Origin of the sequence: Streptosporangium oxazolinicum, assembly GCF_039537505.1 — a bacterium.
GTDB lineage: Bacteria > Actinomycetota > Actinomycetes > Streptosporangiales > Streptosporangiaceae > Streptosporangium > Streptosporangium oxazolinicum.
In genome coordinates, this window is sequence record NZ_BAABAQ010000008.1 from 285,443 (window position 1) to 308,783 (window position 23,341).

Genomic DNA, 23,341 nt, shown 5'->3' on the forward strand with positions numbered 1-23,341 from the left:
GCGGGCGGCGAGGGCGGGGGAAAGGGGGGCACCGGTGGTGAACCGGGCCGTCCAGGACACCGGTGTTCGGCGTTCGGGACGTACGCCGCGGGGGGCGGGATTCTGGCCGGTGGGGAACGGAGGGCGGACGGGAGATTGCCGGTGGGTGAATTGACGACCCGTGATCTCACAGCCCCGAGGCCCGCGGCTTCATTATTGAGTGGTTGATGGAACCGCGTCTCGCCCCGGGCTTCGGAAGAGGTGGGAATTGCCTCGTACCGAACCAGGTGATCCGGGCGACCTCGGACAGGTGGGCGACTACCGGCTGACCGCCCGGATCGGGCACGGTGGCCAGGGCGAGGTCTACCGGGCGGTGACCCCGTCGGGTGCCGATGTCGCGGTCAAGGTGCTGCACGCCCGGTTCTCCGGGGATCCCGACGCGCGCCGCCGGTTCTTCCGCGAGGTCGAGCTGGCCCGGCGGGTCGCCCCTTTCTGCACGGCGCGGGTGCTCGACATGGGACTCCACGGTGAACGGCCGTACATCGTGAGCGAGTTCGTCGCCGGAGCGTCACTGCAGCACGTCGTACGGCAGGACGGCCCGAGATCGGGCGGCGGGCTGGAACGGCTCGCGGTCGCCACGGCGACCGCGCTGGCCGCGATCCACCGGGCCGGGATCGTGCACCGCGACTTCAAGCCGAGCAACGTCATCATGGGTCCCGAAGGCCCGGTGGTCATCGACTTCGGGATCTCGCGCGCCCTCGACAACACCGCCACGCAGTCGGGGGCGATGGGTACGCCCGGCTACATGGCGCCGGAGCAGATCGGTGCGGGGCCCATCGGCCCGGCGGCGGACGTGTTCAGCTGGGCCGCCACGATGGTCTACGCGGCCACGGGCCGACCGGCCTTCCCCGGAGCCTCGGTTCCCGCGATGCTGTACGCGATCATGCACGGCACCGCGGACCTCTCGGGCCTGCCGGAAGGACTGCGGTCCCTGGTGGCGGCATGCCTGGCGAAGGATCCCGGCAGCCGTCCCACCGCCGCCGCCCTGGTCCGAACCCTGACCGGCGAAGACCTCCCGAGCCCAGGCCGAGGCCCAGGTCCAGGTCCAGGCACAGGCCCAAGCCCGAGTCCAGGCATAGGCCCAAGCCCAGGCACAAGTCCGAGTCCAGGCACGAGCCCGAATCCGGATCCAGGCATGAGCCCAAGCCCAGGTTCGAGCCCGAGCCCGACTCCGGGTCCGGGCACGGTTCCGGGCTTGAGGCCGGGGCCGGGCCTCGGCCCACGTTCGGACCCGAGCCCGAGTCCGAGCCCGGTTTCGGGGGCGGACGGTGACGCGACCGCCCCGGCCGGTGCCGGGCGTGCGACCGAGGCCCTGCCCGCACCGGGTACGCGTGCGATCCCGCGCCGCGCACTGGTCGCGGCCGGACTCGCGGCCGTCCTGGCGGCGGGGGTGTTGACCGTATGGTTCTGGCCGCGCGGTACGGACGACACCGGCGCGGACTCCTCCCGGACGACCACCACCCTCACCGGCACACCGGGGACATCGGGCGGACCGGGCGCGTCGGGTACACCGGGTACGTCGGGTACACCGGGTACGTCGGGTACGTCGGGTACACCGAGCGTCGCCCCGTCGTCCTCGGTACCGTTCGGTGCCCCGGTCGGCGAGCCGATGACCGCTCACGCCAACGACGTACGGGCGGTGGCGGCCGACGTGCTCGACGGCACCCCCGTGGTGGTGAGCGGATCCGACGACGAGAGCGCCCGCGTGCTGGACCTCGCCACCGGTGAGCAGCGCGGTGCGACCATGTCAGGGCACACGGAATGGGTCCGGGCGGTCGCGGTCGGCCGTCTCGACGGCGTTCCCATCGCGGTGACCGGCAGCGACGACGACACCGCCCGGGTCTGGAATCTGGAGACCGGCCGGCGGATCGGTCCCGTCCTCGCCGGGCACACCGGTGACGTCAAGGCGGTGGCCGTGGGCGAGCTGGACGGCGTCCCCATCGCGATGACCGGCGGCGCCGACGAGCGCGCACGGGTGTGGAACCTGCGCACCGGCCGGGAGTCCGGTGTCCCCCTCGCCGGGCACAGGGGTACGGTGTGGGCGGTGGCCATCGGCGAACTCGACGGCTCACCGATCGCGGTCACCACCGGCGACGACGGCACCGTCCGCGTCTGGGACCTCACCACCAGGAAGCAGATCGGCCCCTCCCTGACCGGACACACCGGCTGGGTCCGGTCGGTGGCGCTCGGTCAGCTCGACGGGAAGCCCGTCGCCGTCACCGGCGGCCAGGACAGGACCGCCCGCGTCTGGGACCTCACGACAGGGAGGCAGCTCGGTGCCTCCCTGTCCGGGCACACCGGCTGGGTCTGGTCGGTGGCGTTCGGCGAGGTCGGCGGGAAGCCCGCCGCCGTCACCGGCGACGAGGACGGAACCGCTCGCGTCTGGGATCTCGGCACGCGAAAGCAGCTCGGCGGACCTCTCTCCGGCCATACCGACTGCGTGTGGACGGTGGCCTTCGGCGAGCTCGGCGGGCTGCCTGTCGCGGTCACCGGCAGCAAGGACGAGACGATCCGGGTGTGGAGTCTCGGCCCGCCCCTGCCCTCGCCGGGGTCCTGAAGGGCTGTCCACCGATCCCGGCAGGCGAGGTGTGACACCTTCGGCACGCGGTCGATGGCGGCCGACGGGCGATGCCGGTCCGGTGGCGGAGTTCCGGTAGGGCGGTCGTGACGCCGTCTCGACGACGACCGTCGCGGCGGGAAGACGGCAGGAAGAACGCGCGAGCCGCCGGTCACCACGCCGGGGTCCCGGACCCGCGGCCCGTTCACTCCGGGCCGACGCTCTCAGAAAAGGGCGAAACCGGTCGATTCCATCGGTGTGACGGCGTCATCCCCCGGCGCTCGACAAGCCATCCGACTTGCTGGGATCCAGTTTGCCGTTAGCAGGTATGGCCGGTGCGAGCATCGTCGGAGAGTCAGAACCGATCATGACATCTGGGGGAAAAATGCGTCGAAAACTGGTCCCGATCCTGGTCGCGATCGTCGCGGCGGGGTCACCGGCCATCGCGACCGAGGCCTGGGCGGACATGGCGCGGACCGCTCCGGCGGCCCGGTCGGCCGCCGCCGCGCAGACGGCCGGTACGTGCGCTCCGGGGTCGCCGTGCGCGGCGGTCAACTGCGGTCCCGGCCGCGTCTGCGTCCCCTCGCCCAAGCAGTGCTTCACCCAGCCGTGCCCGCAGTACGACTGTGTGCCCGCGTCGGGCTACCCGGGCGGGTATCCCGGCGGGTATCCGGGCGGCTACCCCGGCGGGTATCCGGGCGGGTATCCGGGGGGCTACCCGGGTCAGTGGCGGCCTCCCTACCCGGGCTGGCGGCCACCGTATCCCGGCTGGCGTCCTCCGTACCCGAGCGGTTACCCGGGCTGGCGTCCTCCGTATCCCGGCTGGCGGCCACCGTACCCGGGCGTGCGTCCTCCCTATCCGGGCGTGCGGCCTCCGTACCCGGCTCCGCTGCCTCCCGGCCCGGGGCCGAGGCCGCCCTTCCACCACTGGCGGACGGCGAGCCAGCCGGGGAGCGCCTCCGTCGGCGGTTCCTGACCTCCGGCGGGTGCCGTGCGGGCCGGGCGCGCAGCGACCCGGCCCCCACCTCCCACCTCCAGCGGCGACTCGTATGTCACGTTCATCGACCCCGCGACGGCTTGTGGTGACACCGGGTGAGCTGGTCTGATGTGCGAAGGATGAGGTGAGGCCGGTACGGAGGGGTTGCTTTCTGCCGTGAAGGCGTCTGTCGAGCAGCTGGTCTACGTCCGCGAGGACGAGTACACGATCGCGCGGATGAGCGCCGAGGGCATGCCCGGCTTCGTCGCCTCCGGCCGGGCACTGGGCGGGGTCCAGCCGGGGGAGACGCTCAGGCTCGCCGGAGAGTGGGGCGAGCATCCGCGGTACGGCAGGCGCTTCGAGGTCGTCGCGTGTGAGCGGCTGGTACCGGCCACCGTCCGGGCCATCCGCATCTATCTGGGCTCCGGCCTGATCCGCGGCATCGGGCCGAGGCTCGCCCACGCCATCGTGAGCCACTTCGGCGAGGCGACGCTGACGGTCATCGACACCGAGCCCGGACGTCTCACCGAGGTCGTCAACATCGGTCCCGCGCGGCAGGCCCAGATCGCCGACGCCTGGGAGGAGCAGAAGGCGATCGCCGAGCTCATGGTGGTCCTGCAAGGTTTCGGGATCAGCCCATTGCTCGCGGCGAAGATATACCAGGTCTTCGGGGCCGACTCGGGGGAGGTGCTCACCTCCGACCCGTACCGGCTCATCGGCAAGGTCAGGGGCATCGCGTTCGCCACGGCGGACAGGATCGCCCTGCGGTCGGGGGTCTCCGAGCACAGCCCGCAGCGGGTCAAGGCGGCGATCCTGGACAGGCTGGAGACGGCGGCGAGCCGCGACGGGCACTGCTATGTGCGGCTGGTCGCGCTGGTCGCCCAGACCGTGGAACTCGTCGAGCAGGACCACGACCTCGTCGGCCGGATGGTCGACGCCCTCGTCGCCGACCGCCGCGTGGTCGTCGAGGCGTCGCCCGACGGCCAGGGGACGGCCGTGGTCTACCTGAAGGAGACCCACGGCCGCGAGCTCACGCTGGCCGCCCAGCTGACCAGGCTCTGGGAGGCCCCCTCGACGCTGCCCATGCGCGCCTTCCAGGAGGATCCCGGGCTGGACGAGGACCAGCGGGCGGCGGTGAACATGGCGCTGACCAGCACCGTGTCCATCCTCACCGGCGGCCCCGGCTGCGGGAAGAGCCACACCGTCAAGACCATCGCGGCGACCGTGCGGGCGATGGGCGGCACGGTGACCCTCACGGCGCCGACCGGCAAGGCGGCCAAACGCCTGTCGGAGCTCACCGGCCTGCCCGCGATGACCGTGCACCGGATGCTGGCCCACCAGCCCGATCCCGAGAGCGGCACGCTGTTCGAGCAGATGCCCGCGCAGGCCGACCTGATCGTGGTCGACGAGGCGTCCATGCTGGACCTGCACCTGGCCACCCGGCTCACCGCCGCCATCACGCCCGGCAGCCACCTGCTGATCGTGGGCGACAGCGACCAGCTTCCCAGTATCGCCCCCGGCAGCGTGCTCGCCGACCTGCTGCGCGTCGAGACGATCGCGCGGATGCGGCTGACCAGGGTCTTCCGCCAGGCGGAGGGCAGCGGGATCATCCGGGCCGCCCGCAGGGTCAGGGCGGGCGAGGTGCCCGCGCTTCCCGGCGGTGGAGGTTTCTGGTTCGAGGAGGTCGACGATCCCGAGCGGGTCGCCGAACGGGTGATGCACCTGGCGACGGTGGCGATCCCGCGCAAGCAGGGGGTGAGCCCGGACCAGGTCCAGGTCCTGTGCCCGATGCGCAGGGGCCTGACGGGGACGGCCGAACTCGGCCGGATGATCCAGGAACGGCTCAACCCGGCCCGCGAGGGGGTCGCCGAGCACTGGTCGGGCGCCTCCGCCTTCCGGGTCGGCGACCGCGTCATGCCGATCCGCAACAACTACGACAAGGGCGTCTTCAACGGCGACACCGGTACGGTCACCGCCATCACCCCGGAGGAGAGGATCGTCGAGATCCGCACCGACGACGGGCACACCGTGAAGTACGGCTTCGGCGAGCTCGACGAGCTGACCCACACGTACGCCATCAGCGTGCACCGCTCCCAGGGCAGCGAGTATCCCTTCGTGGTCGCGCCGCTCGTCACCGAGTCCGGGGGCGTCATGCTGCGCCGCAAGCTGCTCTACACCCTGCTCACCCGGGCGCGGTCGTGGGTGGTCGTCGTCGGCGAGCGCAAGGCCCTGGAGATGGCCGTCAACCGGCTGGACCACCGTCGCAACACGGGGCTCGCCCGCAGGCTCGCGCTGAGCCTCGGCGCGGACCTCCACTACGAGACCGCCCCCGCCGCCGACTGACACGGCGGGTTTCCCGACGGTGCGATCTTCTTGACAATTTTTCTTCACATAACTTGAATTAAGTCAGACAAAAAACCGTCCTCGGCTTGCCGAAGTTGTTGGTAACGCCGGTCTCCGTTATGCCCGTGGGCGGGGCGGGCTTCGCCTTTGTCGCTTGTCACCAGACAGAGGAAACCTTCATGACCGGTGAGAACATGGTCGGCACGATGCGAAGGACGTGGGTGCGGCTCCTCGCCCTGCTCGCCGTCGCGCTCGGCCTCACGGCCCTTCCGGCCGACGGGAGCGCGCGGGCGTCGGCCGCCCCGAGCTTCAAGGTGATCGCCTTCTACAACGGGACGTGGGACGCGGCCCACATCAACTTCGTCCAGGAGGCGAACCGCTGGTTCCCGCAGATGGCCGCGCAGCACAACTTCTCCTACACCGCGACCAACAACTGGAGCCAGCTGAACGCGAGCAACCTCCAGCAGTACCAGGTGGTGCTCTTCCTGGACGACCTGCCGCAGAACGCCGCCCAGCGGTCGGCGTTCGAGCAGTACATGCGTAACGGCGGGGCGTGGATGGGCTTCCACGTGAGCGCGTTCAACACCAACGCGCAGAGCTGGTCGTGGTACCACAACGAGCTCCTCGGCACCGGGGCGTTCAGGTCCAACACCTGGGGACCGACCTCGGTGGTCATGCGCACGGAGGGCGGGGCGCACCCCTCCACGGCGCGGCTGCCCGCCACCTTCACCTCGTCGGTCAGCGAGTGGTACAGCTGGACCAACGACCTGAGGAACAACCCGAACATCAGGATCCTCGGGTCCATCGACCAGTCCAGCTTCCCGGTCGGCACGGACCCCAACCAGACCTGGTACAGCGGCTACTACCCGCTGATGTGGACCAACCGCAACTACAAGATGCTGTACGCGAACTTCGGCCACAACGCGATGAACTACAGCAACAACACCCCGCTGTCGTCCACGTTCGCCAGTGAGGTGCAGAACCGGTTCGTCATCGACGGTCTGCTGTGGCTGGGCGGCGGGAGCACCCCGCCCCCGTCGGACACCATCTCGCCGACCGCGTGGTACAGCCTCGCCAACCGCGCCAGCGGCAAGTGCGTGGACGCGCGGGCCGCCGCCTCGGCGAACGGCACCGTGATCCAGCAGTACACCTGCAACGGCACCCTCGCCCAGCAGTTCCAGGTCCAGCCGACCAGCGGCGGCTTCGCGCGGCTGAACAACCGCCTCAACAGCGCCCAGGTCGTCGACGTGACCAACGTCTCCACGGCCGACGGCGCCCCGCTCCAGCTGTGGACGTACTCCGGGGGCAACAACCAGCAGTGGCAGGCGGTCTCCGAGGGCGGCGGTTACTACCGCTTCGTCAGCCGCCTCAGCGGCAGGTGCCTGAGCGTGCCGGGCTCCTCGACGGCCGACAGCGTCCAGCTGGTGCAGAGCACCTGCAACGGCGGCGCCGCCCAGTCGTTCCGGATCACCCAGCAGCCGTAGCGTGCGGCGAGCATGAGTGAGGCCCAGGCCGGTGATCCCGGCCTGGGCCTTTCGGATGTCGCGGGCTTCCGCTGGACGAGTGAGCCCCAAGTCGTCTGGGACGCGGGAACGGCGAAGGGTGCCGAGGATCGATGTGCGACGAACGACCTCGACACCCTTTTCGCCGTCCTCGGGCCGCCGGCGCTACCGGATGACCGGTACGAACGCTCCCAGGCCCGAGCCGCTCGCGCCGATCGACCGGTGCCGCGCCGAGGGGTCTGGGATCGGGGGCTATGCCTCCCCGCCGGGGGGCGACCAGTGGCCCACGAGGCCGGCGTACTCGCGGTTGCCCGCGAGGAGTTCGGCGTGCGTGCCGAGGGCGGCGCGCGACCCGTCGAGCAGCAGGACGCGGCGGGCGCGGTAGGCGGACGCGAGGCGGTGCGCGACGACGACGAGCGTGCCGGGCCTGGTGGCGAAGGCCGCCTCCGCCCGCGCCTCGGCGACCGGGTCGAGATGGCAGGTCGCCTCGTCGAGGATCACCACCCTGGCGGGCGACAGATGGACCCTGACCAGGACGAGGAGCTGGCGTTCGCCGCTGGACAACCCCGTGGCGGGATCGTCGATCTCCGCGTCGTACCCGCCGAGCCGCTCGACGAGTTCCGTCGCTCCCAGCGCCCGCGCCGACGACGCCAGGTCGGCGTCTTCGGCCGCCGGGTTGAGATAGCACAGGTTCTCGCGCACGGTCCCGGCGAAGACGTACGCCTCCTGCGGGACGAACGCGATCGTCTCGGACCGGACGCGCCGGCCGACCTCGCCGACGGGCACGCCGCCGATCCGCACCTCCCCCCCGCCGGGGGTCCGCAGCCCGGCGAGCAGGGAGGCCAGGGTCGACTTGCCGATGCCGCTGGCGCCGACGACGGCCAGGTGGTCGCCGGGCGGGATGGTCAGCGACAGGTCGCGCAGCACGGGTTCGGCGTGCGGGCCGTACCCGAAGGTGAGACGGTCGGCCTCCAGCCCGGTCCCGTCGAGGACCTCGATCCCGGCGGACTCCGGCTCCCGCGCCGGGGCGGTCGCCGTGGCCAGGCGCGCGAGGGTCGTCGCGAGCTGGGCCCAGTACTCGCCCACGGAACCGGTCAGGGTCTGCAGGGCGGGCACCAGGTGACCGGTCACGTAGGTGACGGCGCCCACCAGCGCGCCGGCGGTGATCCCCCCGTCGGCGACCATCAGGGAACCGGCCACCAGCAGCGCCAGCATCGGGACGTGACCGCCCAGGAGGACGATGAGAACGCGTACGACCCCGAAGCGTGCCACCGCCACGCCGGCCGACGTGTACTCCCGCGCCGCCGCGCCGACCACCCCGGCCGCGTGCTCCCGGGCGCCGAGCGCGGCGACGTCGCGGGTCGCGCCGAGTACGGCGCCGATCTCCACCGACACCCTCTCCTCCGCGATGATCACCTCTCGCCTGCGGCGCATCACGGCGCGCAGCGACAGCGGGAAGACCGCGAGCGCGACGAGGAGCGGCGGCAGCACCAGCAGGGCCGCGACGGGGCTGAGCGTGGCCAGACCGGCGATCGCGGCCAGCAGCGTCACCGCCAGCGGGCGCGCGGTGCGCAGCAGGGTTCCCACCAGGCCGCGGACCGACTCGACCTGGCGGGTGAGCCGGGAGACCCCGGCGGAGTCGAGGGCCAGGCCGCGCCCGGCGGCCTCGGCCAGGGTGGCGCCGACCAGGCGTCGGACAAGGTGGTCGCGGAGGGGCTCGACGATGTCGGCGAGGTGGGGGAACATCGCGCGCTCGGCCACCGCCCGCACCAGGTACAGCACGCCCAGCAGGGCGAGCCAGGCGACGCCGGTCACCGGCCGGTCCGCCAGGAAGCCCCGGTCCAGCGCGGCGGCGGTCACCCAGCCGGAGACCAGCGCCGGAGCCGCCTCCAGCACCGACCAGCCCGCGATCCGCGTGGCCGGGGCACGGCTGCCGCGCAGCCCGGACCGGAGCAGTCTCAGCCCGTCCGAGGACTCTGAGGGCTCCGGGGCCTCCGGGGTCGTCGGAGCCGCCGGGGCCGCCGTCGTGCTAGGCATGTGCCGCCTCCTGCATGGATTCGTCGCGGGTGCGGACGCGGGCGTCGGCGTCGGTGTCTGCCTCGGTGTCGGCTCCCGCGCCGGTGCCGGTGGCGGTGGCGGTCTCGGCGGAGTCGCGGCCGAAGACCGCGCGGTAGTCCGGGTCGCGCCACAGCTCGGCGTGCGGGGCGAACGCCCTGACACGGCCCGACTCAAGCCAGGCGACGAGGTCACACCGGGCGGCGGTGGCGGCCCGGTGGGCGACCACCAGCCGGGTCCGGCCGGTCAGCCGCGTGGTGATCGCCTCGCTCACCTCGGCCTCGGTGACCATGTCCAGCCCGGAGGTCGCGTCGTCGAGCACGTACACGCGGGCGGGACGGGCCAGCGCGCGGGCCAGGCCGAGGCGCTGGCGCTCGCCACCGGACATGGGCGCCCGGTCGAGCGGCGTGTCGTAGCCCTCGGGCAGCCTCCGGACGAACGCGTCGGCGCGTGCGGCGAGGGCGGCCGAGACCACGTCCTCGCGGGACAGGCCGGGACGGCCGTAGGCGATCGCGTCGTGCACGGTGGTCCCCGGCAGGGCGGGGCGGTCGAAGGCGTACACGACGTCGCGGCGGAGGTCGTCCAGCCGCAGGTCGGCGACCGGTACGCCGCCCACGGTCACCTCGCCCCCGTCGGGGTCGGCCAGGCGGCCGATCAGCGCGGCGGCCAGGCTCTTGCCCGCCCCCGAGCGGCCGACCAGCGCCACCGCCGTCCCGTCCGGGATGTCGAGGCACAGGTTCCTCAGGACGGGCTCGCCGTCGCGCGTCACGGTGACGTCGCGAAAGACCACCTCTCCGGACGGCACCGGACCCGGGCGGGTGCCGTCGGCGGGCTCCGGGTGGTCGAGGACCTCGGCCAGGCGGGCGGTTCCCGCGCGGACCTGGGCGATCTCCAGCAGCACGTCGATCTGGCCCAGCGCCCCGATGGCGATCCCCAGGTAGCCGACGACGGCCAGCAGCTGGGCGGGGGCGATCCGGCCGCCGGTCACGCTCAGCCCGGCGACCATCAGGACGGCCACCTGGGTGAGCGGCGTGAGCAGCTTGAACTGCCACACCGCGCCGCGTTGCAGCCGCCACAGCTCCCGTCCCGACTCCGACATCTCGGGCAGCGATCGCAGCACCCGGTCCACCTCGGCGGAGACCGTGCCCGCGGCCTGGATCGTGCGTGCCCCGGCGAGCGCGGAGAGCAGGCGCGCGGCGATGCCCGACTGCGCCCGCAGATACCGCGCGTGCGCCGTGGTCGCTCCCCCGATGAACCGCCTGGCGATCAGGACCGCGACGGGCAGCGCGATCGTGAAGACGAGCCCGGAGCGCCAGTCGATGGACCAGAGCACCACCAGCGCGATCACCGAACCGACGAGGGACACCACCGAGCCGGCCACCGTGATCGGCAGACCGGCCGCGCCGGGAGCTCCCTGCATCACCCGGGCGGTGGCCTCCCCCGGGGACAGCGGCGACCGGGGGCCGAGCGCGAGCAGGTGCCGTACCGTCCGGGTCTGCAACCACACGCCCGCCACGCCCACCGTGGACACGCCGAGCACGGCGAGCGCGACCTCGAGCGTCCCGCCGCCGACGGCGAGCAGGCCCAGCGCGGTCACCGGCCAGGTCACGTCGGCCCGGTTCAGTGCCGCCTCCACCGCGGCCGCGAGCAGGGCGGGCGCGGCCAGCGTCGCTCCCACCCGCGCCACCAGCAGCACGGCGACCACCGCCAGCCGTCCGCGCACCCGTGCCGCGGTGGCGGCGAGCAGTCTCAGGCTCCCGTCACCGCGCGCCTTGGCCGTCTCCTGTTCACTCATCGCCGGACGCTCTCCTTGCGGGGTCGAAGTCTGTCTCCGTGCCGGACCGCCGCCGTACCGGGCGAGACCGGATACGGTCGGACGCGGCCTCCCGGGGCCGCCCGTACGGCGGCGCGGCCCCGGGACGCCGGGTGGTCGCCGGGGGTGGGTGCCTTCCACCCCCGGCGACGGGCAAATCACGCGGATGCCGGTCCCGGTCTCAGGGATCGGTGACGTGGCAGGTGTACCAGCAGCCGTCGCCGTCGCCGCCGCTCGCGGTGCAGGTCACGATGCACCCCGGTTTGTTCTCCTCGATGATGGCCAGCCGCGCTTCGTCGTCCGCCAGCATCTGCAACGCCTCGATGTCCAGTTCCATCTCTCTCACCTCCTCGCGGTTCTCGTGGTCTTCGCGGTCACGACGTGGCCCCGCCTCTCCCCACGTCCGCCGGACCGTGCCGCCGGACGCCGTACGGGGCGAGGCGAAGGCTCGGGAACGGCCTCACCCGGCGCCGGAGCGGGTGGCCGTACGCGGGTACCGGATGACGGCCCGCGTCCGGGCGGCTAGAAGGTTCCGCCGCACCCCGTGATGTCACAGCTCTTGTCGCACGAGAACACGCAGCTGAGCATGCAGGTGAAGGGGCAGGAGTTGTCCGGCCCGGGGGGAAGGAACAGGGCGCGCTCGTCGAGCATCTGCAGCGCCTCGATGTTCAGTTCCATCGTTGTCATCTCCGAGAATCGGTCATCGCCTCCGGGACGGGCCCGGAGACAATCAGTTGTTGGTGACGATGCAGGTGAGGAAGCAGGTCACCTCACAGCTCGATCCCTTGCAGGTCCACCCGCAGTTGTTGCCCGGCGTCGGCACCTCCAGCGCCTCCTCCATGGGGCTGAGCAGCTGCAGCGCCTCCAGTTCGAGTTCCATTCGTCTCACCTCCTCTCCGGTCGTGTGGGTCCGTCGCGAGGCGGCGTCTCACGCGCGCCCGCGGCGGAAGGTCCGTCCACGCTTCGTGGACTCATCTCGCCATCGGCGCCGCCGCCTCCGCGGCGCGTGCCCGATGGCCGTCTTGGGTGAGGAACGCGGTGATCTCACGCGCCAGCGGGTCACCGGAGTGCGTTCCGATCGCGATGTGCCCCCGGTTGGGGAGCTCGCGGTAGGTGACGTCCGGGTGTCCCGCGGAGATCAGCCGGTCCACCAGCTCGCGCGACTGGGTCACCGGGATGGTCTCGTCCAGCAGCCCGTGGGCGACGAACACCCTCGCGCGGACGCGGGGGGCCAGCGAGGCCAGGTCCCGGGGGCCCAGCGCGTCGGCCACCTCGCCCAGGCCGCCCAGCCGGTCGATGAGGTTGCGCACCGGCTGGGCGGCCCGCTCGTACAGCGACGCGGCCGACCGGAACGGGGCCACGGCCGCGCAGGCCGACCAGGCGCCGGGATCGGCGGCGGCGGCGAGCAGCGCGAGGAACCCGCCGTAGCTGGTGCCGTAGAGTGCCGGGGCCTCGGTGCCGGAGGGCCGCCCGGCGACGAGGATCCCGCACAGGGCGCGGACGTCGTCGAGGTCGGGGCCGCCCCAGGCGCCGACGATGGCCTCCGCGTGCGCCCTGCCGTATCCGGTGCTGCCGCGCTGGTTGGGCGCGACCACGCTCAGGCCCGCGTCGGCGAGCATCTGGAAGAACCCGTCGAACGCGAGGTTCCAGTGCCGGTCGGGACCGCCGTGCAGGGCCACCACCACCCGGCCGCCGGCCCGCCAGTCCGGCCCGTACACCACCGCCTCGATCGGCCCGGCCGGACCCCGGAAGGTCTCCAGCCTGCCCGGCCACCGGGCGGACTCCCGGAACGGCCCCGGCTCCTCGCCCATCCGGACGCTTGTCTCCCCCGTCGGCAGCCAGCCGAAGCCGGACGGCCGCGTCGACGAGGAGAACGGAAACCACAGCCCGTGCCCGGTCCACGCCGCGGGCGAGGACAGCTTTCCCCTGGGGACGGCGACCCGCCGGAGCTCCTCCGTCCCGGTGTCGTACAGCGCGAGCTCCGACCGGGCGCCGCGGGTGACGGTGAACGCCACGTCCGTACCGTCCGGATCCAGCGCGACCGGGGTGACCACGCCGCCCAGCTCGTCGAGCCCCTCCAGGAGGCGTACGGGACCGGGTCCGCGGCCCTCGGTCAGCCCCAGCCGCTGCCCGGCGCCGGTGGAGACCGCGAGCAGGACGCGACCGGCGGCGGCCAGCAGGACGTGGCACGCTCCGTCCGCGGGCGGTTCGAGGAACGGGCCGGTCTCCCCGGTCTCCGGATCGACGACGATCGGCGCGGGCGTGCCGCCGGCGACCGCGGTGACGACGAGCCGTCCGGCGTGGAGCACCGCGCCGCCCAGGCGGCCGGGAATCCGCGCCACCGGTGCCAGCCAGGGCTCCTCCCCGGTCATCCGCTGGACGGTCGAGGAGCCGTCGGCCTCGGCGCTCACGGCGGTCGCCTGCCATCCCCGGCGGCCGAGGCCGGGCAGCAGCCGCAGCGATCCCCGGACGGTGGCGATCGTGCGCCCGTGCCCGTCCGCGTCGAACAGCCGGACCACCTGGTGCTCCGGCCTGTGCCAGGAGATCAGCGTGCCGCCGTCCTCCAGCGCGACGATCTGGGACATGGCCGCCTCGCCGTCGAGCCTCGCGCGCGTCGTCACCCGCGGGCCGTCGGCGGTCAGCTCCCAGCCCTCGACGTACTGCCCGCCCCGGTCGTCGGACGCCAGGCAGGCCGCTCGCGTCCCTCCGGCGGAGAACCTCGCGCCGCTGCGCGACACGATCGACGGAACGGTCACCGCGGCCCGCCCACGAGGTCGGCGGCCGGGCGCGCGCCCGCCAGGGAGTGCGGCCACCCGGCGTCGGCCATCAGCATGCGCGGCCCGCCGTGTCGCAGGCGCAGCAGGAACCCGACGACGCCGGTCAGGCCGACGCCGTAGTCCACGGTGACCTGCGTGCCCGACTCGTCCGGCACGACCATCCGCCCGTCGCGCACGGCGTGCCTGGCGTGCAGGCACGCCGCCAGCTCCTCGGCCCAGCCGTGGTAGGGCCCGCCGACCGCGTCCGCCATGTCGAGCAGGAAGTCGCCGTTGCCGGCGAGTCCGTGGCAGATGGCGGATCCGCTGGCCCAGCGGGTCCGGTAGACCGCGCTCGCCGCGCCCTCGGCCAGCTCAAGGGCGACCGGGTCGCCGGTGGCACGCCAGAGCCTGAGCAGGAACGTGCCGACGCCCGACGCCCCGTTGCACAGGTTGTAGAGCATGCCCTCGCCCGGCCCGCCCTCTCGGTCGGTGCGCCAGCGCGTGCCCCAGGGACCGTGCTCGGCCGCGTCCGCGAGGGTACGGCCGGCGGCGCGGGCCGTGTCGAGGTAGTCCTTCTCGCCGGTCGCCTCGGCGGCGCCCAGCAGGAACGTGCCCACCCCGGCGACTCCGTGGGCGAACCCGAGGTGGGTGATCCCCGCCAGCATGGAGTCGAAGTCCGGCGGAACCTGCCAGAACACCCCGTCGTCCGCGTGCCCGGCCGCGGCCAGCAGGCCGTCCGCGCAGTCGGCGACCCGGTCGAGGAACTCCTGCCGCCCGGTCTCCCGCCAGAAGTGGAGCTGGGTCAGGCCCGCCCCCGCCGCGCCGTGGAAGAGATCCGGGTTGGGCCAGCGCACCGGCAGCTCCAGCGCGAGCCGTACGGCCTTCCCGGCGAGGTCGTCGTCGCCCAGGTACCCGGCCGCGTCGTACAGGGTCCACGCGGTTCCCGCCCGGCCGAAGTACAGGCCGGGCAGCACGCTCGGCGCGGCGGTGTGGCTCGCGTCGATCCAGGCCGCCACGCGGGCGGTCGCCGCGCGCAGGTCGTCCCGGTCGAGGACCCGTCCGGCCCGGGTGAGGACGCCGAGGACCCCGGCCGCGCCGTGCTGCACGGCGCACGCGTCGGTGCCCGTGCCGAACGGCGTGCTCGGCCACAGCCGGCCGGTGTCCCGCCCGGCCATCGTGGCGAGGACGTGTCCCAGGCCGTCGTCGATCATCCGTTCCTGGAGCGTCCGGCCGAGCCGGGAGGCCGGGAGGCCGGCGGCCGGGAGCGGCGATGGCGGCGGGGTGCCGGTGGACGCGCCGGTGGACGTGCCGGTGGACGTGCCGGTGGACGTGCCGGTGGACAGGGTGCCGACAGGTGCGGACGGCCCGGTCGACGAGGCGCCGGTGAGCAAGGGCTCCGGGAACTCAGAGGACCGGGACCGCGGGGACTCCGGGTCGGCGAGGAACGCCGTGAGCCGTTCCCGTGACCAGCGCCGCGCCGGATCCTGGGCGCACAGGCCGCGGATCGCCGGGGCCAGCAGCCGCGCGGAGTGGTTGAGCCCGCCGATCGGGGACAGCAGGCCGTCCAGCCGTTCGACGGCCGGGCGAGGTTCCGGCCGGTCGGCGGCGAAGGCGGCGTTGAGGCCGGTCACCAGGTAGAACAGCATCGCCCCGAGCGAGAAGAGGTCGGCGGCCTGGCCGGGGGCGGGCCCGTAGGTCGCGGTGGCCGCGTACTCCGGCGCCCCGTAGCCCGGGGTGTAGGCGCGTCGCCCCCACTGCCCGGCCCTGGTGACGAACTCCGGGTCGATCAGCCGCAGCTCGTCCTCGGGGGTGACCATCACGTTGTTGGGGCTGAAGTCGCGGTAGACCAGCCCCCGGTCGTGGACCTCGGCGACCAGCGCGGCCAGGCTCGCCGCCATGGCGAGGACGTCCTCGGCGGGCAGGCCCAGGTCGCGGTCCTCCAGTTCGCCGAAGCGCCGCTGCACCCAGTGGGCCAGCGTGAGGCCCGGGACCACGGTCTCGACGAGGAAGACGTGGTCGTCCTGCTCGAAGACCTCCACCAGCTCGGGGCACAGGCCGGAGAGCGCGCTCAGCGCCGCCGCCTCCTCGCGCAACCCGTCGCGGGCGTCGCGGCCGGTGAGCCCGCCGCCGACGTGCGCGCGGGCCTGCTTGATCACGACGTCCCGGTCCGTCTCACGGTCGACGGCGCGGTAGACGCCACCGCGCGCGGAGTGCCGGATCGCCTCGCTGACCACGTACCTGTCGCGCAGGAGGACCTGCTTCGGCGTGGCGGGCGCCCCGTCCGCCCTGCCCTCGGGGCCGGGGATCGGCAGCGTGGCCCACGGAGGCGGGCAGAACCACGGCTTGCGCGCGTCCTCGACCGCAGTGCCGTCCGGCGCCCGCAGCCGCGCCTCCCGCACGCCCTCGTGGCTCACGTACGGCACCCCCCTGAAGGCGCCGTAGCGGTAGTGGACGACGCTCCCCTTGCGGTACGGCCGGTCGGAGAGGATCGCGGGACCGGGCAGCCCGGCCGTCGCCAGGTCGAGCGCCTCCGCCAGCACCCGGAAGTGGTCGTCGTCGCGGGGGTAGGCGGTGACGAACTTGCCGCACTGCGCCCGGTCGTACCGGGCGGAGGTCAGATCCTCGACGTATTCCGCGCGGGCCGCGAACTTGAACGGGCATCCGTGATGGACGAGCACATGCGCCGCCCGGTGGAGCACCTCGGGAGCCGACAGCGGGGTGGCCGAGACGTGCAGTTTCCAGCCCTGGACGCGAGAGGGGACCTCCGGCGGGGTGACGCGGCACCAGAAGTCGTCCTCGACCATCTCCCAGTCGTCCGCGCCCCGGTCGGAAAGAACCAGTCGCACGAGCCCCTGGAGGGGGAACCCGGCGGCGGGGAGGATCCCCTTCTCGCCGATCGGCATGGCAACTCCCGTCGATATCGTCTCGCGGTTCCGCCACGACGTGGCGGCGCGGCGGGCCGTTCCGGAGTGGACTCAGAACGGGCCGGCAGGAGTAGACCTTCACAGAGACCCGAATTCGCGTCGTCCGTTAAACTACGTATTCGGGGTACGTAACCTCTTTTCGGCCACGTTTTCAGGGTGGATAACCCGATCTCACAGATCATTACGTGTGCGGGTGCTGAAAACGGCCACGTGGAGTCCGAGGGCCGCAGCCGGGCGGACACGTCGTGGAGCGGCCAGCGGCCAGCGTTCACTGGGCAGTGGGCAGCGGCCAGCGGTCAGTGGTCAGTGGGCAGCGGCCAGCGGCCAGCGGTCAGTGGGCAACGGCCAGCGTTTAGTGGCCGGTGGTCAGCGGCCCGGCGTGCCGGGGTCCTCGTCCTGGCCGATGGCAACCGCCAGGGCGACGCGGGAGGAGACCTGCAGCTTCCGGTAGATCCGCGCGAGGTGGGTCTCCACCGTCCTGGGGCTGAGGAAGAGCTCCTCGGCGATCTCCCGCGAGCGCTTGCCCGTCACCGCGAGGCGCGCGATCTCACGCTCCCGGCCGGTGAGCAGTTCGAGCGTGCCGGGTGTCCCGGGCGTGCCGGGTGTCCCGGGCGCGCCCACGGGCGGCGCGCTCTCCTCACGGACCGCCGACGCGCTCCGCACCCGCGGTTCCTCCTCGCGTACGCGTGACACCTCCTCGCACACGCGCACCGCCCCGCAGCCCTCGGCGACGGCCATGGCCGAGCCCAGCCAGCCCGCCGCCACCTCCGGCCCGCGTGCCGCCGCCGCCGAGCGGGCTCCGGCCACCAGCGTCCACGCGTGCTGCACCGGCAGCCCCGCGCGGCGGAAGCCGTCGGCCGCCCGCTCGAACAGCGTGGCCGCCGCGTCGTGCTCGCCGTTCGCCAGATGGATCAGGGCCTGGGCCCGGTGGGCGTACGCCCGCTGGGCGGGCAGCCCGAACCGCTCGGCGTCGGCGTCCGCGACGTCGGCCGCGCGCCGGGCCAGGTCGCGCTCCCCGCACCGGGACGCGGCCGTCGACAGCAGCGCCAGCATCGAGGGACGGAAGACCGGCTGGAGCAGCGGCAGGTCCTCGCCGCCGCCCTCCTCCAGCAGGACGCGCACGCACCCGGAGGCGTCTCCGTCCATCAGGCGTATCTGGGCCAGCGACCCGACCGCGGTGCCCGCCCACCAGCCCCGGACGGGCAGGGTCCTGCGGACCCCCTCCTCGGCGAGCGCGACGATCTCGGCGGTGTCCCGCCACCCCCGTGTCCACACCAGGGCCCCGGCCCGCATCGCCATGGCCAGTCCCACCGCGTTGTCCGCGCCGATGCCGCGGGCGAGCCGTTCCGCCTCCAGCGCCCGCTGCCGGGCCCGCTCCAACTGGCCGGTCCACTGGTGGAGGACGGAGAGCGCGAGCAGGCAGTGCACCGCGACGTGCCGCTGCGCGCCGCCGCTCGGACCTCTCAGTCCCCGGTGCAGGTGCCTGAGGGCGTCCGCGAAGCGCTCCAGATAGATCTCCGAGCAGCCGATCATGGCGAGCGCCTCGGGAACGCGCGCCACCGCGGCGTCGGGCAGCCCGTCGACCAGCCGGACACACCGGTCCAGCTCGGGCACCGCGGTGGCGATCTCGCCGACGCAGGTGTCGCCGAACGCGGAGAGGATCCGCAGGCCGAGCAGCGCGGCGTCGTCCTTCCCGTCCGTGACCCCGCCCGTGATCCCGTCCGCCCTCCCGCCCGTTCCGCCGTGCGGTCCGCCTTCCGTTCCGCCTCCCGCCGACCACGCGACCTCGCGGACCAACGGGCGCGCCCGCCGGAAGGTCCCGCGCACCATGTGCACCAGCCCGTACTTGAACGTCAGGTCGGCGGTCCCGGCGGGGAGCGGGTCGGGCAGCGGGCGCGGCAGCGCCTCAAGGGCGGTCTGCGCCACCGCCTCCGCCTCGTCGTACCGGCCCAGCAGGCGCTCCACGTCGGAACAGACGGCGTGGGCCCTCAGGCGGAGGTTCACGGGGAGATTCCCGTCGTCGCGCAGCACCTCGTGGACCAGGTCCCTGGCCTCTTCGAGTCGTCCGGCGGCGATCAGGGCGCGGCAGCGGGTGAGTGTCAGGACGACGCGGAACGTGTTCGGGCGATCCGTGCACGGCAGGGCCTCGGAGGCCAGGCGCAACCAGCGCGCCGCGGTGAACGGCGCCTCGGCGATGGCCTCCTCCGCCCCGTCGACCAGCGTCCGCAGCGCCAGGGGCTCGCCCGTGCCCAGGACGTGCTCGGCGTGCCGTGCCCGCGCCACGGCGGAGGCCCCCCGCGCGGTGAGCAGGTCCAGCGCCCGGCGGTGGGCCGACAGCCTGAACGAGAGATCGGCCCGCTCGTAGGCGACGTGTCCCAGCAGGGGGTGGCGTACGGCGAAGCGCTCACCCGACGCGGACGGCCGCACGACGTCGTCGCGGGTGAGCTCGGCGAGGGCCGGCAGGGTTCGTTCCAGGCCGAGGCCGGAGACCTCGGCGACGTCCTCCAGGCTGAACGGGGCGGCCAGTACGGCGGCCGCCTCGACGACCAGGCCGGCGTCGGGCGTGAGCGCGTCGATCTCCACGGTCAGCCCCGCCGACGCGCGGAGCAGGCCGTCCCGATCGGTTCCCGGGCGGTCCGGCCAGAGGCCGGGATCCCAGCTCGCCGCGAGCAGTATGTGTACGTTGCGGGGATTGCCGTCGGCGGCGGCACGCAGCCGCTCGGCGTGCTCACGGGATCCCGCGTCGTCACGGGAGTCGGTGTGATCGTGAAGTTCGGCGTGCTCGCGTGGGTCGGCGCGCGGCGGGAGTCCGGCGTGCTCCGCGGTGCCGCCGGCCGTGGGGAAGGCGGCCGGTCGGCCGCCCTCGACGAGGGCGGCCACCGCTCCGGTGTCCAGCGGCCCCGGCTCGACGCGGATCACGGTCCCGGCCTGTGCGCCGTGGTCCAATGCCTGCAGCAGCACGTGCGGGGTCCGCCGGGGGCAGTGGGCCACGGCGAGAACGAAGGGGCCCGCCACCGGGCTGCGGACGAGGTGGGCCGCGAGCCGCGCGGACTCCTCGTCGCACAGGTGCAGGTCGTCCAGGATCAGCACGCCGCCGGAGCCGGATCCCCAGTTCGCGAGCAGTTCGCGGACGACGACGCCCAGCTGGAAGAGGCGCGTGGGAGTGCAGTCCAGCGTGTAACACGGGACCGGATCCCGGCCCGGCTCCGAGGGCTGGGAAATCTCGATCCCGGGCCGGTCGCCCCAGGCGTCCATGAACACCTGGAAGGCCACCTTCATCCCCCGTACGGCGTGGGCGTGCAGCACCCGGACCCCGCTGTCGGCCGCCCGCGCCCTCAGCACACCCAGCAGACTCGTCTTGCCGACCCCCGGATCACCGGTGATCTCCAGCACCGTGCTCCGGTCCTCGGCGAGAGCCTTCAGCGCGTCCTCGATCCGCGCGATCTCCGCGTCTCGCCCGACCAGTCCCGTATGCGATGGCGCCGCGTACATGTATGCCCTCCCCGACAACGTCCGGCGGGTCCCGCGGCCGTCAGCCGACCTTCGCCGTCGCCGGACGGGCCGCTTCAGGATGATCGGATCCCCTGCACTCACCGAGGACGGTAAATGTACCCACCGACAGGACTCGCGGGGTTCGGAACGTCGCGGCGCGGCCACCGGGGTGCTGTGGCTTTCGGAGGAGGCCGCCCGCCTCGAAAGGGAGACCCCGGTCACCAGAAGGTGACCGGGGTCTCCCGAGGGTTCGGCCGATCGGCCGGTGGACGCGGGCGTTCACGCCCGCGTCGCCGGTGACCGTGGAGGCCGGTTCGAGCGTGCGCGGGGCACCGCCGCCGGGGACCACCGGCGTGACCGCGAGCCGGAACTCGTCGGCCGGGCCCGCATCGCCCAGCGCGTCCCCGCGACGACCGCCGCGATCCGGCGCGACCGCGCCACCGGCCGGCCCGTCACCCGATCATTGATCGCCTACGGCCACCGACCGGCGTCGGGACTCACTCGTCTAGGAGGCGTACACCTCGAACTCGGAGAGCTGCGCGGCGGGCCAGCCGGTGTTGGCGGTCACGTTGACCCGCAGGTAGCGCTGGCTGGAGGCGGGGAAGGTGATCGTCACGGTGTTGCCGGTGGCGGGGTTGAAGACGCGGGGAGCGGAGGCGGCCAGCGTGGTGAAGGTGGAGCCGTTGGTGCTTCCCTGGATGGAGAGGGTCTGGGTGCGGGTGGCCCAGGCGGCGGCGGGCGGCAGCTTGAGGGTGACCTTGCTGACAGTGGTGGCGGCGCCGAGGTCGACGGTGGCCCACTGCGGGAAGGCGTTGTTCGTGCTCTCCCAGTAGGTGTTGGCGTTGCCGTCGACGACGTTGCCGGAGCCGTAGTTCTGGGTCTGGCCGCTCGCGGTGGTGTTCTTGCCCCGGGCCAGGTTGCCGGTCGGGTTCGGAGTCGGGGTCGGGGTGGGAGTGGGGGTCGGGTTCGGCGAGGGGTTGCCGCCACCGCCCGGGTAGATGTAGTTCGGCGGCGGCCAGGTGCCGGTGCAGACCTGGTCGCTGGGGCTCCAGCCGGTGTTCCCGGCGCCCGTGGTGATCGCGAACGCCGTGCCGGTGCAGTTGTGGATCGCCCTGCCCGCGCCGAGGTGCGCGGCCCTGACGTTGGTGAACGACACGTTCGCGCCCGCCTGCGCCTGGATCATGTACGTGCCGGTGCCGTCGATGTTCACGTTGTTGAAGTTGACGGTCCTGGTGCTGCCCTCGATGAAGTGGATGGCGGCGTACGAGCTGTCCAGGATGTCGGTGTCGGTGACGTTGATGGTGGCGTTGACCTGTTCGTTGAGCCCGCTGAACCAGATGGCGCCGACGCCGAAGTTCCAGTTGAAGTCGGAGTTGCCCGCCCTGATGAGGGTGTTGCGGGCCACGGTGTGGGTTCCGGCGACCGCGGTGCCCTGGCCGGAGTTGACGCCCGGGTAGCGGTTCGCGATGTGGATGCCGCCGCCGTTGGTCACGCTGTCGGCCACCACGTTGTCGGTGATCTGGATGTCCCTGCCGCCGTACGTGACCAGGTGGTTCGCGAGCAGCGTGACGCCGATCGTGTTGAAGGTGAACTTGTTGCCGACGTTCTGCACCCGCTCGGCCCACATGGCCAGGGCGTCGTCACCGGTGTTGCGGACGAAGGTGTTCGTCACGGTCGAGTTGGTGACACCGATGTGGAAGTTCACGCCGTCGGCGGTCTGGTCGAGGATGCGGCTGTTCTTGATGGTGAAGTTGTTCATCGGGCCGTCCATCCAGGCGCCGACCTTGGTGTGCTGCATCCACACGTTGTCCACGACGGAGTTGCTCATCGCGCCGCCGATGGCGTTGACCTGGTCGTTGTCGACGCGCTCCGTGATCTCGCCGATGATGGCGAAGTCCCTGAGGTTGACGTTGACGCTCGGGCCGCCCTCGCCGACGTACTTGCCGTAGACGCCGACGGCCTTGTTGCGCTGCGTGGGGTGGCGTCCGCCCAGCACGCTGTACCAGGGACCGGCTCCGCGCAGGGTGACGCCGTCGACGATCACGTGGTCGTAGAGGTTGTACGTCCCCTCGGGGATGTACACCTCCTTGCCCTGGGCCTTTCCGGCGTTGACCGCGGCCTGGAAGGCGGCGGTGTTGTCGACGCCGGTGTTGTTCTTGACGGCGCCGAAGTCGTCGACCGACAGCGAACCGGCCGGGCGGGCGATCGGGGCGCCGACGAGCTCGAAGTCGGCGAGGTCCACCGTGATGGAATTGGTGACGGCGGTCGTGGAGACCTGGATGCGCACCTTGGTCCCGGCCGGAACCGTCGAGCCGAACATGGTCCGGGCCTCGTCGTAGAAGTGGTGCGGGTTGCTGCCGCCGGGGGTGTTGTTGAACGGGTAGCCGCCGTAGTACCAGCCGTACTTGGACGTGAAGCTCATGTCCTTGAGGTGGGAGCCGTTGATCCGGAGGCTGACGGGGGTGGTGAGACCCGTTCCCGAGGCGTTGTCCGGCACGCTGTAGCGCACGGTGACCGCGTTCGCGGGCTTGGTCAGCGTGAACTCGACGTACTCGCCGACGGCGTCCAGCTTCACCGCCCTGCGCCCCGATGCCTCGGAGGGAAGGCGGCCGTAGATGCGGTCAGGCCCGATGACCTGGCCGTTCGTGGTGGCGTGGGCCGGGTCCTCGGCCTCGAACTCGGTGAACGGGACGGTCGCTCCGCGGCCCGGGATGTCGAAGATCGAGTCAACCGCCACCGCGGCCGACGCTCCGGTCGTCATCGCGGCGGGGACTGCCAGTGCTCCCGCGGCCAGTGCCAGGGCCGTGGCCATCGGCCAGCCGCGTATCCTGCCGGTTTTCCTCATCGGATGACCCTTCTTGGGGGAGAAGAGCCGGACCTCGTC

Annotated in this window: 13 protein-coding genes and 1 pseudogene; 5 read left to right on the top strand and 9 right to left on the bottom strand. The window is 73.0% G+C overall.

The features are described from left to right. Positions 1 to 247: 247 nt before the first annotated feature. The 4 genes from ABD817_RS22655 to ABD817_RS22670 all read left to right on the top strand — a co-directional run bounded on the left by ABD817_RS22655 (position 248) and on the right by ABD817_RS22670 (position 7,399). Positions 248 to 2,596, top strand: coding sequence for a serine/threonine-protein kinase (locus ABD817_RS22655; protein WP_344920075.1), 2,349 nt, complete (start codon positions 248 to 250; stop codon positions 2,594 to 2,596). A 385-nt stretch (positions 2,597 to 2,981) separates the two neighbouring features. Next, positions 2,982 to 3,572: a hypothetical protein gene (locus ABD817_RS22660; RefSeq protein ID WP_344920076.1), complete on the top strand. Its 591-nt coding sequence runs from the start codon at positions 2,982 to 2,984 to the stop codon at positions 3,570 to 3,572. Positions 3,573 to 3,749: 177 nt separating this feature from the next. Then, positions 3,750 to 5,915, top strand: a complete 2,166-nt coding sequence (recD2, locus tag ABD817_RS22665) for an SF1B family DNA helicase RecD2 (RefSeq protein ID WP_344920077.1) — start codon at positions 3,750 to 3,752, stop codon at positions 5,913 to 5,915. A gap of 179 nt (positions 5,916 to 6,094) precedes the next feature. Further along, positions 6,095 to 7,399, top strand: coding sequence for a ThuA domain-containing protein (locus ABD817_RS22670; protein ID WP_344920078.1), 1,305 nt, complete (start codon positions 6,095 to 6,097; stop codon positions 7,397 to 7,399). Between the two features lie 270 nt (positions 7,400 to 7,669). On the opposite strand, the gene ABD817_RS22675 is transcribed toward ABD817_RS22670, so the two are convergent. The 8 genes from ABD817_RS22675 to ABD817_RS22710 form a co-directional block, all read right to left on the bottom strand. Then, positions 7,670 to 9,454 (bottom strand): ATP-binding cassette domain-containing protein, encoded by a 1,785-nt coding sequence (locus ABD817_RS22675; protein WP_344920079.1) that lies wholly within the window; start codon positions 9,452 to 9,454, stop codon positions 7,670 to 7,672. Next, on the bottom strand, positions 9,447 to 11,267 hold the full coding sequence (locus ABD817_RS22680) for an ABC transporter ATP-binding protein (RefSeq protein WP_344920080.1): 1,821 nt from the start codon (positions 11,265 to 11,267) through the stop codon (positions 9,447 to 9,449). The genes ABD817_RS22675 and ABD817_RS22680 overlap by 8 nt, the downstream gene beginning before the upstream one ends. Positions 11,268 to 11,466: 199 nt before the next feature. Beyond that, positions 11,467 to 11,622 carry a hypothetical protein gene (locus ABD817_RS22685; protein WP_344920081.1) on the bottom strand — a complete coding sequence of 52 codons (156 nt, stop codon included), beginning with the start codon at positions 11,620 to 11,622 and terminating at the stop codon, positions 11,467 to 11,469. Between the two features lie 185 nt (positions 11,623 to 11,807). Further along, positions 11,808 to 11,963, bottom strand: coding sequence for a hypothetical protein (locus tag ABD817_RS22690; RefSeq protein ID WP_344920082.1), 156 nt, complete (start codon positions 11,961 to 11,963; stop codon positions 11,808 to 11,810). Positions 11,964 to 12,015: 52 nt separating this feature from the next. Then, positions 12,016 to 12,165 carry a hypothetical protein gene (locus tag ABD817_RS22695; protein ID WP_344920083.1) on the bottom strand — a complete coding sequence of 50 codons (150 nt, stop codon included), beginning with the start codon at positions 12,163 to 12,165 and terminating at the stop codon, positions 12,016 to 12,018. Between the two features lie 91 nt (positions 12,166 to 12,256). Beyond that, positions 12,257 to 14,041, bottom strand: coding sequence for an alpha/beta hydrolase family protein (locus ABD817_RS22700; RefSeq protein ID WP_344920084.1), 1,785 nt, complete (start codon positions 14,039 to 14,041; stop codon positions 12,257 to 12,259). Next, positions 14,038 to 16,944, bottom strand: a complete 2,907-nt coding sequence (gene lanL, locus ABD817_RS22705) for a class IV lanthionine synthetase LanL (RefSeq protein ID WP_344920085.1) — start codon at positions 16,942 to 16,944, stop codon at positions 14,038 to 14,040. Before lanL ends, ABD817_RS22700 begins: the two co-directional genes overlap by 4 nt. 387 nt (positions 16,945 to 17,331) lie before the next feature. Then, on the bottom strand, positions 17,332 to 20,457 hold the full coding sequence (locus ABD817_RS22710) for a helix-turn-helix transcriptional regulator (protein WP_344920086.1): 3,126 nt from the start codon (positions 20,455 to 20,457) through the stop codon (positions 17,332 to 17,334). A 385-nt stretch (positions 20,458 to 20,842) separates the two neighbouring features. Between ABD817_RS22710 and ABD817_RS39640 the strand changes: the two are divergent. Then, positions 20,843 to 20,938, top strand: a pseudogene (locus ABD817_RS39640) (IS982 family transposase); the annotation flags it as partial. A 24-nt stretch (positions 20,939 to 20,962) separates the two neighbouring features. Here the strand turns inward: ABD817_RS39640 and ABD817_RS22715 are convergent. Then, positions 20,963 to 23,302 carry a galactose-binding domain-containing protein gene (locus ABD817_RS22715; protein ID WP_344920087.1) on the bottom strand — a complete coding sequence of 780 codons (2,340 nt, stop codon included), beginning with the start codon at positions 23,300 to 23,302 and terminating at the stop codon, positions 20,963 to 20,965. Between the last annotated feature and the right edge of the window lie 39 nt (positions 23,303 to 23,341).

What these genes read in the sequence shown, in the direction of transcription:
- ABD817_RS22660 (WP_344920076.1), top strand. Translation starts at nt 2,982, where the DNA reads ATGCGTCGAAAACTGGTCCCGATCCTGGTCGCGATCGTCGCGGCGGGG.
- ABD817_RS22670 (WP_344920078.1), top strand. Translation starts at nt 6,095, where the DNA reads ATGACCGGTGAGAACATGGTCGGCACGATGCGAAGGACGTGGGTGCGG.
- ABD817_RS22675 (WP_344920079.1), bottom strand. Translation starts at nt 9,454, where the DNA reads ATGCCTAGCACGACGGCGGCCCCGGCGGCTCCGACGACCCCGGAGGCC.
- ABD817_RS22680 (WP_344920080.1), bottom strand. Translation starts at nt 11,267, where the DNA reads ATGAGTGAACAGGAGACGGCCAAGGCGCGCGGTGACGGGAGCCTGAGA.
- ABD817_RS22685 (WP_344920081.1), bottom strand. Translation starts at nt 11,622, where the DNA reads ATGGAACTGGACATCGAGGCGTTGCAGATGCTGGCGGACGACGAAGCG.
- ABD817_RS22690 (WP_344920082.1), bottom strand. Translation starts at nt 11,963, where the DNA reads ATGGAACTGAACATCGAGGCGCTGCAGATGCTCGACGAGCGCGCCCTG.
- ABD817_RS22695 (WP_344920083.1), bottom strand. Translation starts at nt 12,165, where the DNA reads ATGGAACTCGAACTGGAGGCGCTGCAGCTGCTCAGCCCCATGGAGGAG.
- lanL (WP_344920085.1), bottom strand. Translation starts at nt 16,944, where the DNA reads ATGCCGATCGGCGAGAAGGGGATCCTCCCCGCCGCCGGGTTCCCCCTC.
- ABD817_RS22710 (WP_344920086.1), bottom strand. Translation starts at nt 20,457, where the DNA reads ATGTACGCGGCGCCATCGCATACGGGACTGGTCGGGCGAGACGCGGAG.
- ABD817_RS22715 (WP_344920087.1), bottom strand. Translation starts at nt 23,302, where the DNA reads ATGAGGAAAACCGGCAGGATACGCGGCTGGCCGATGGCCACGGCCCTG.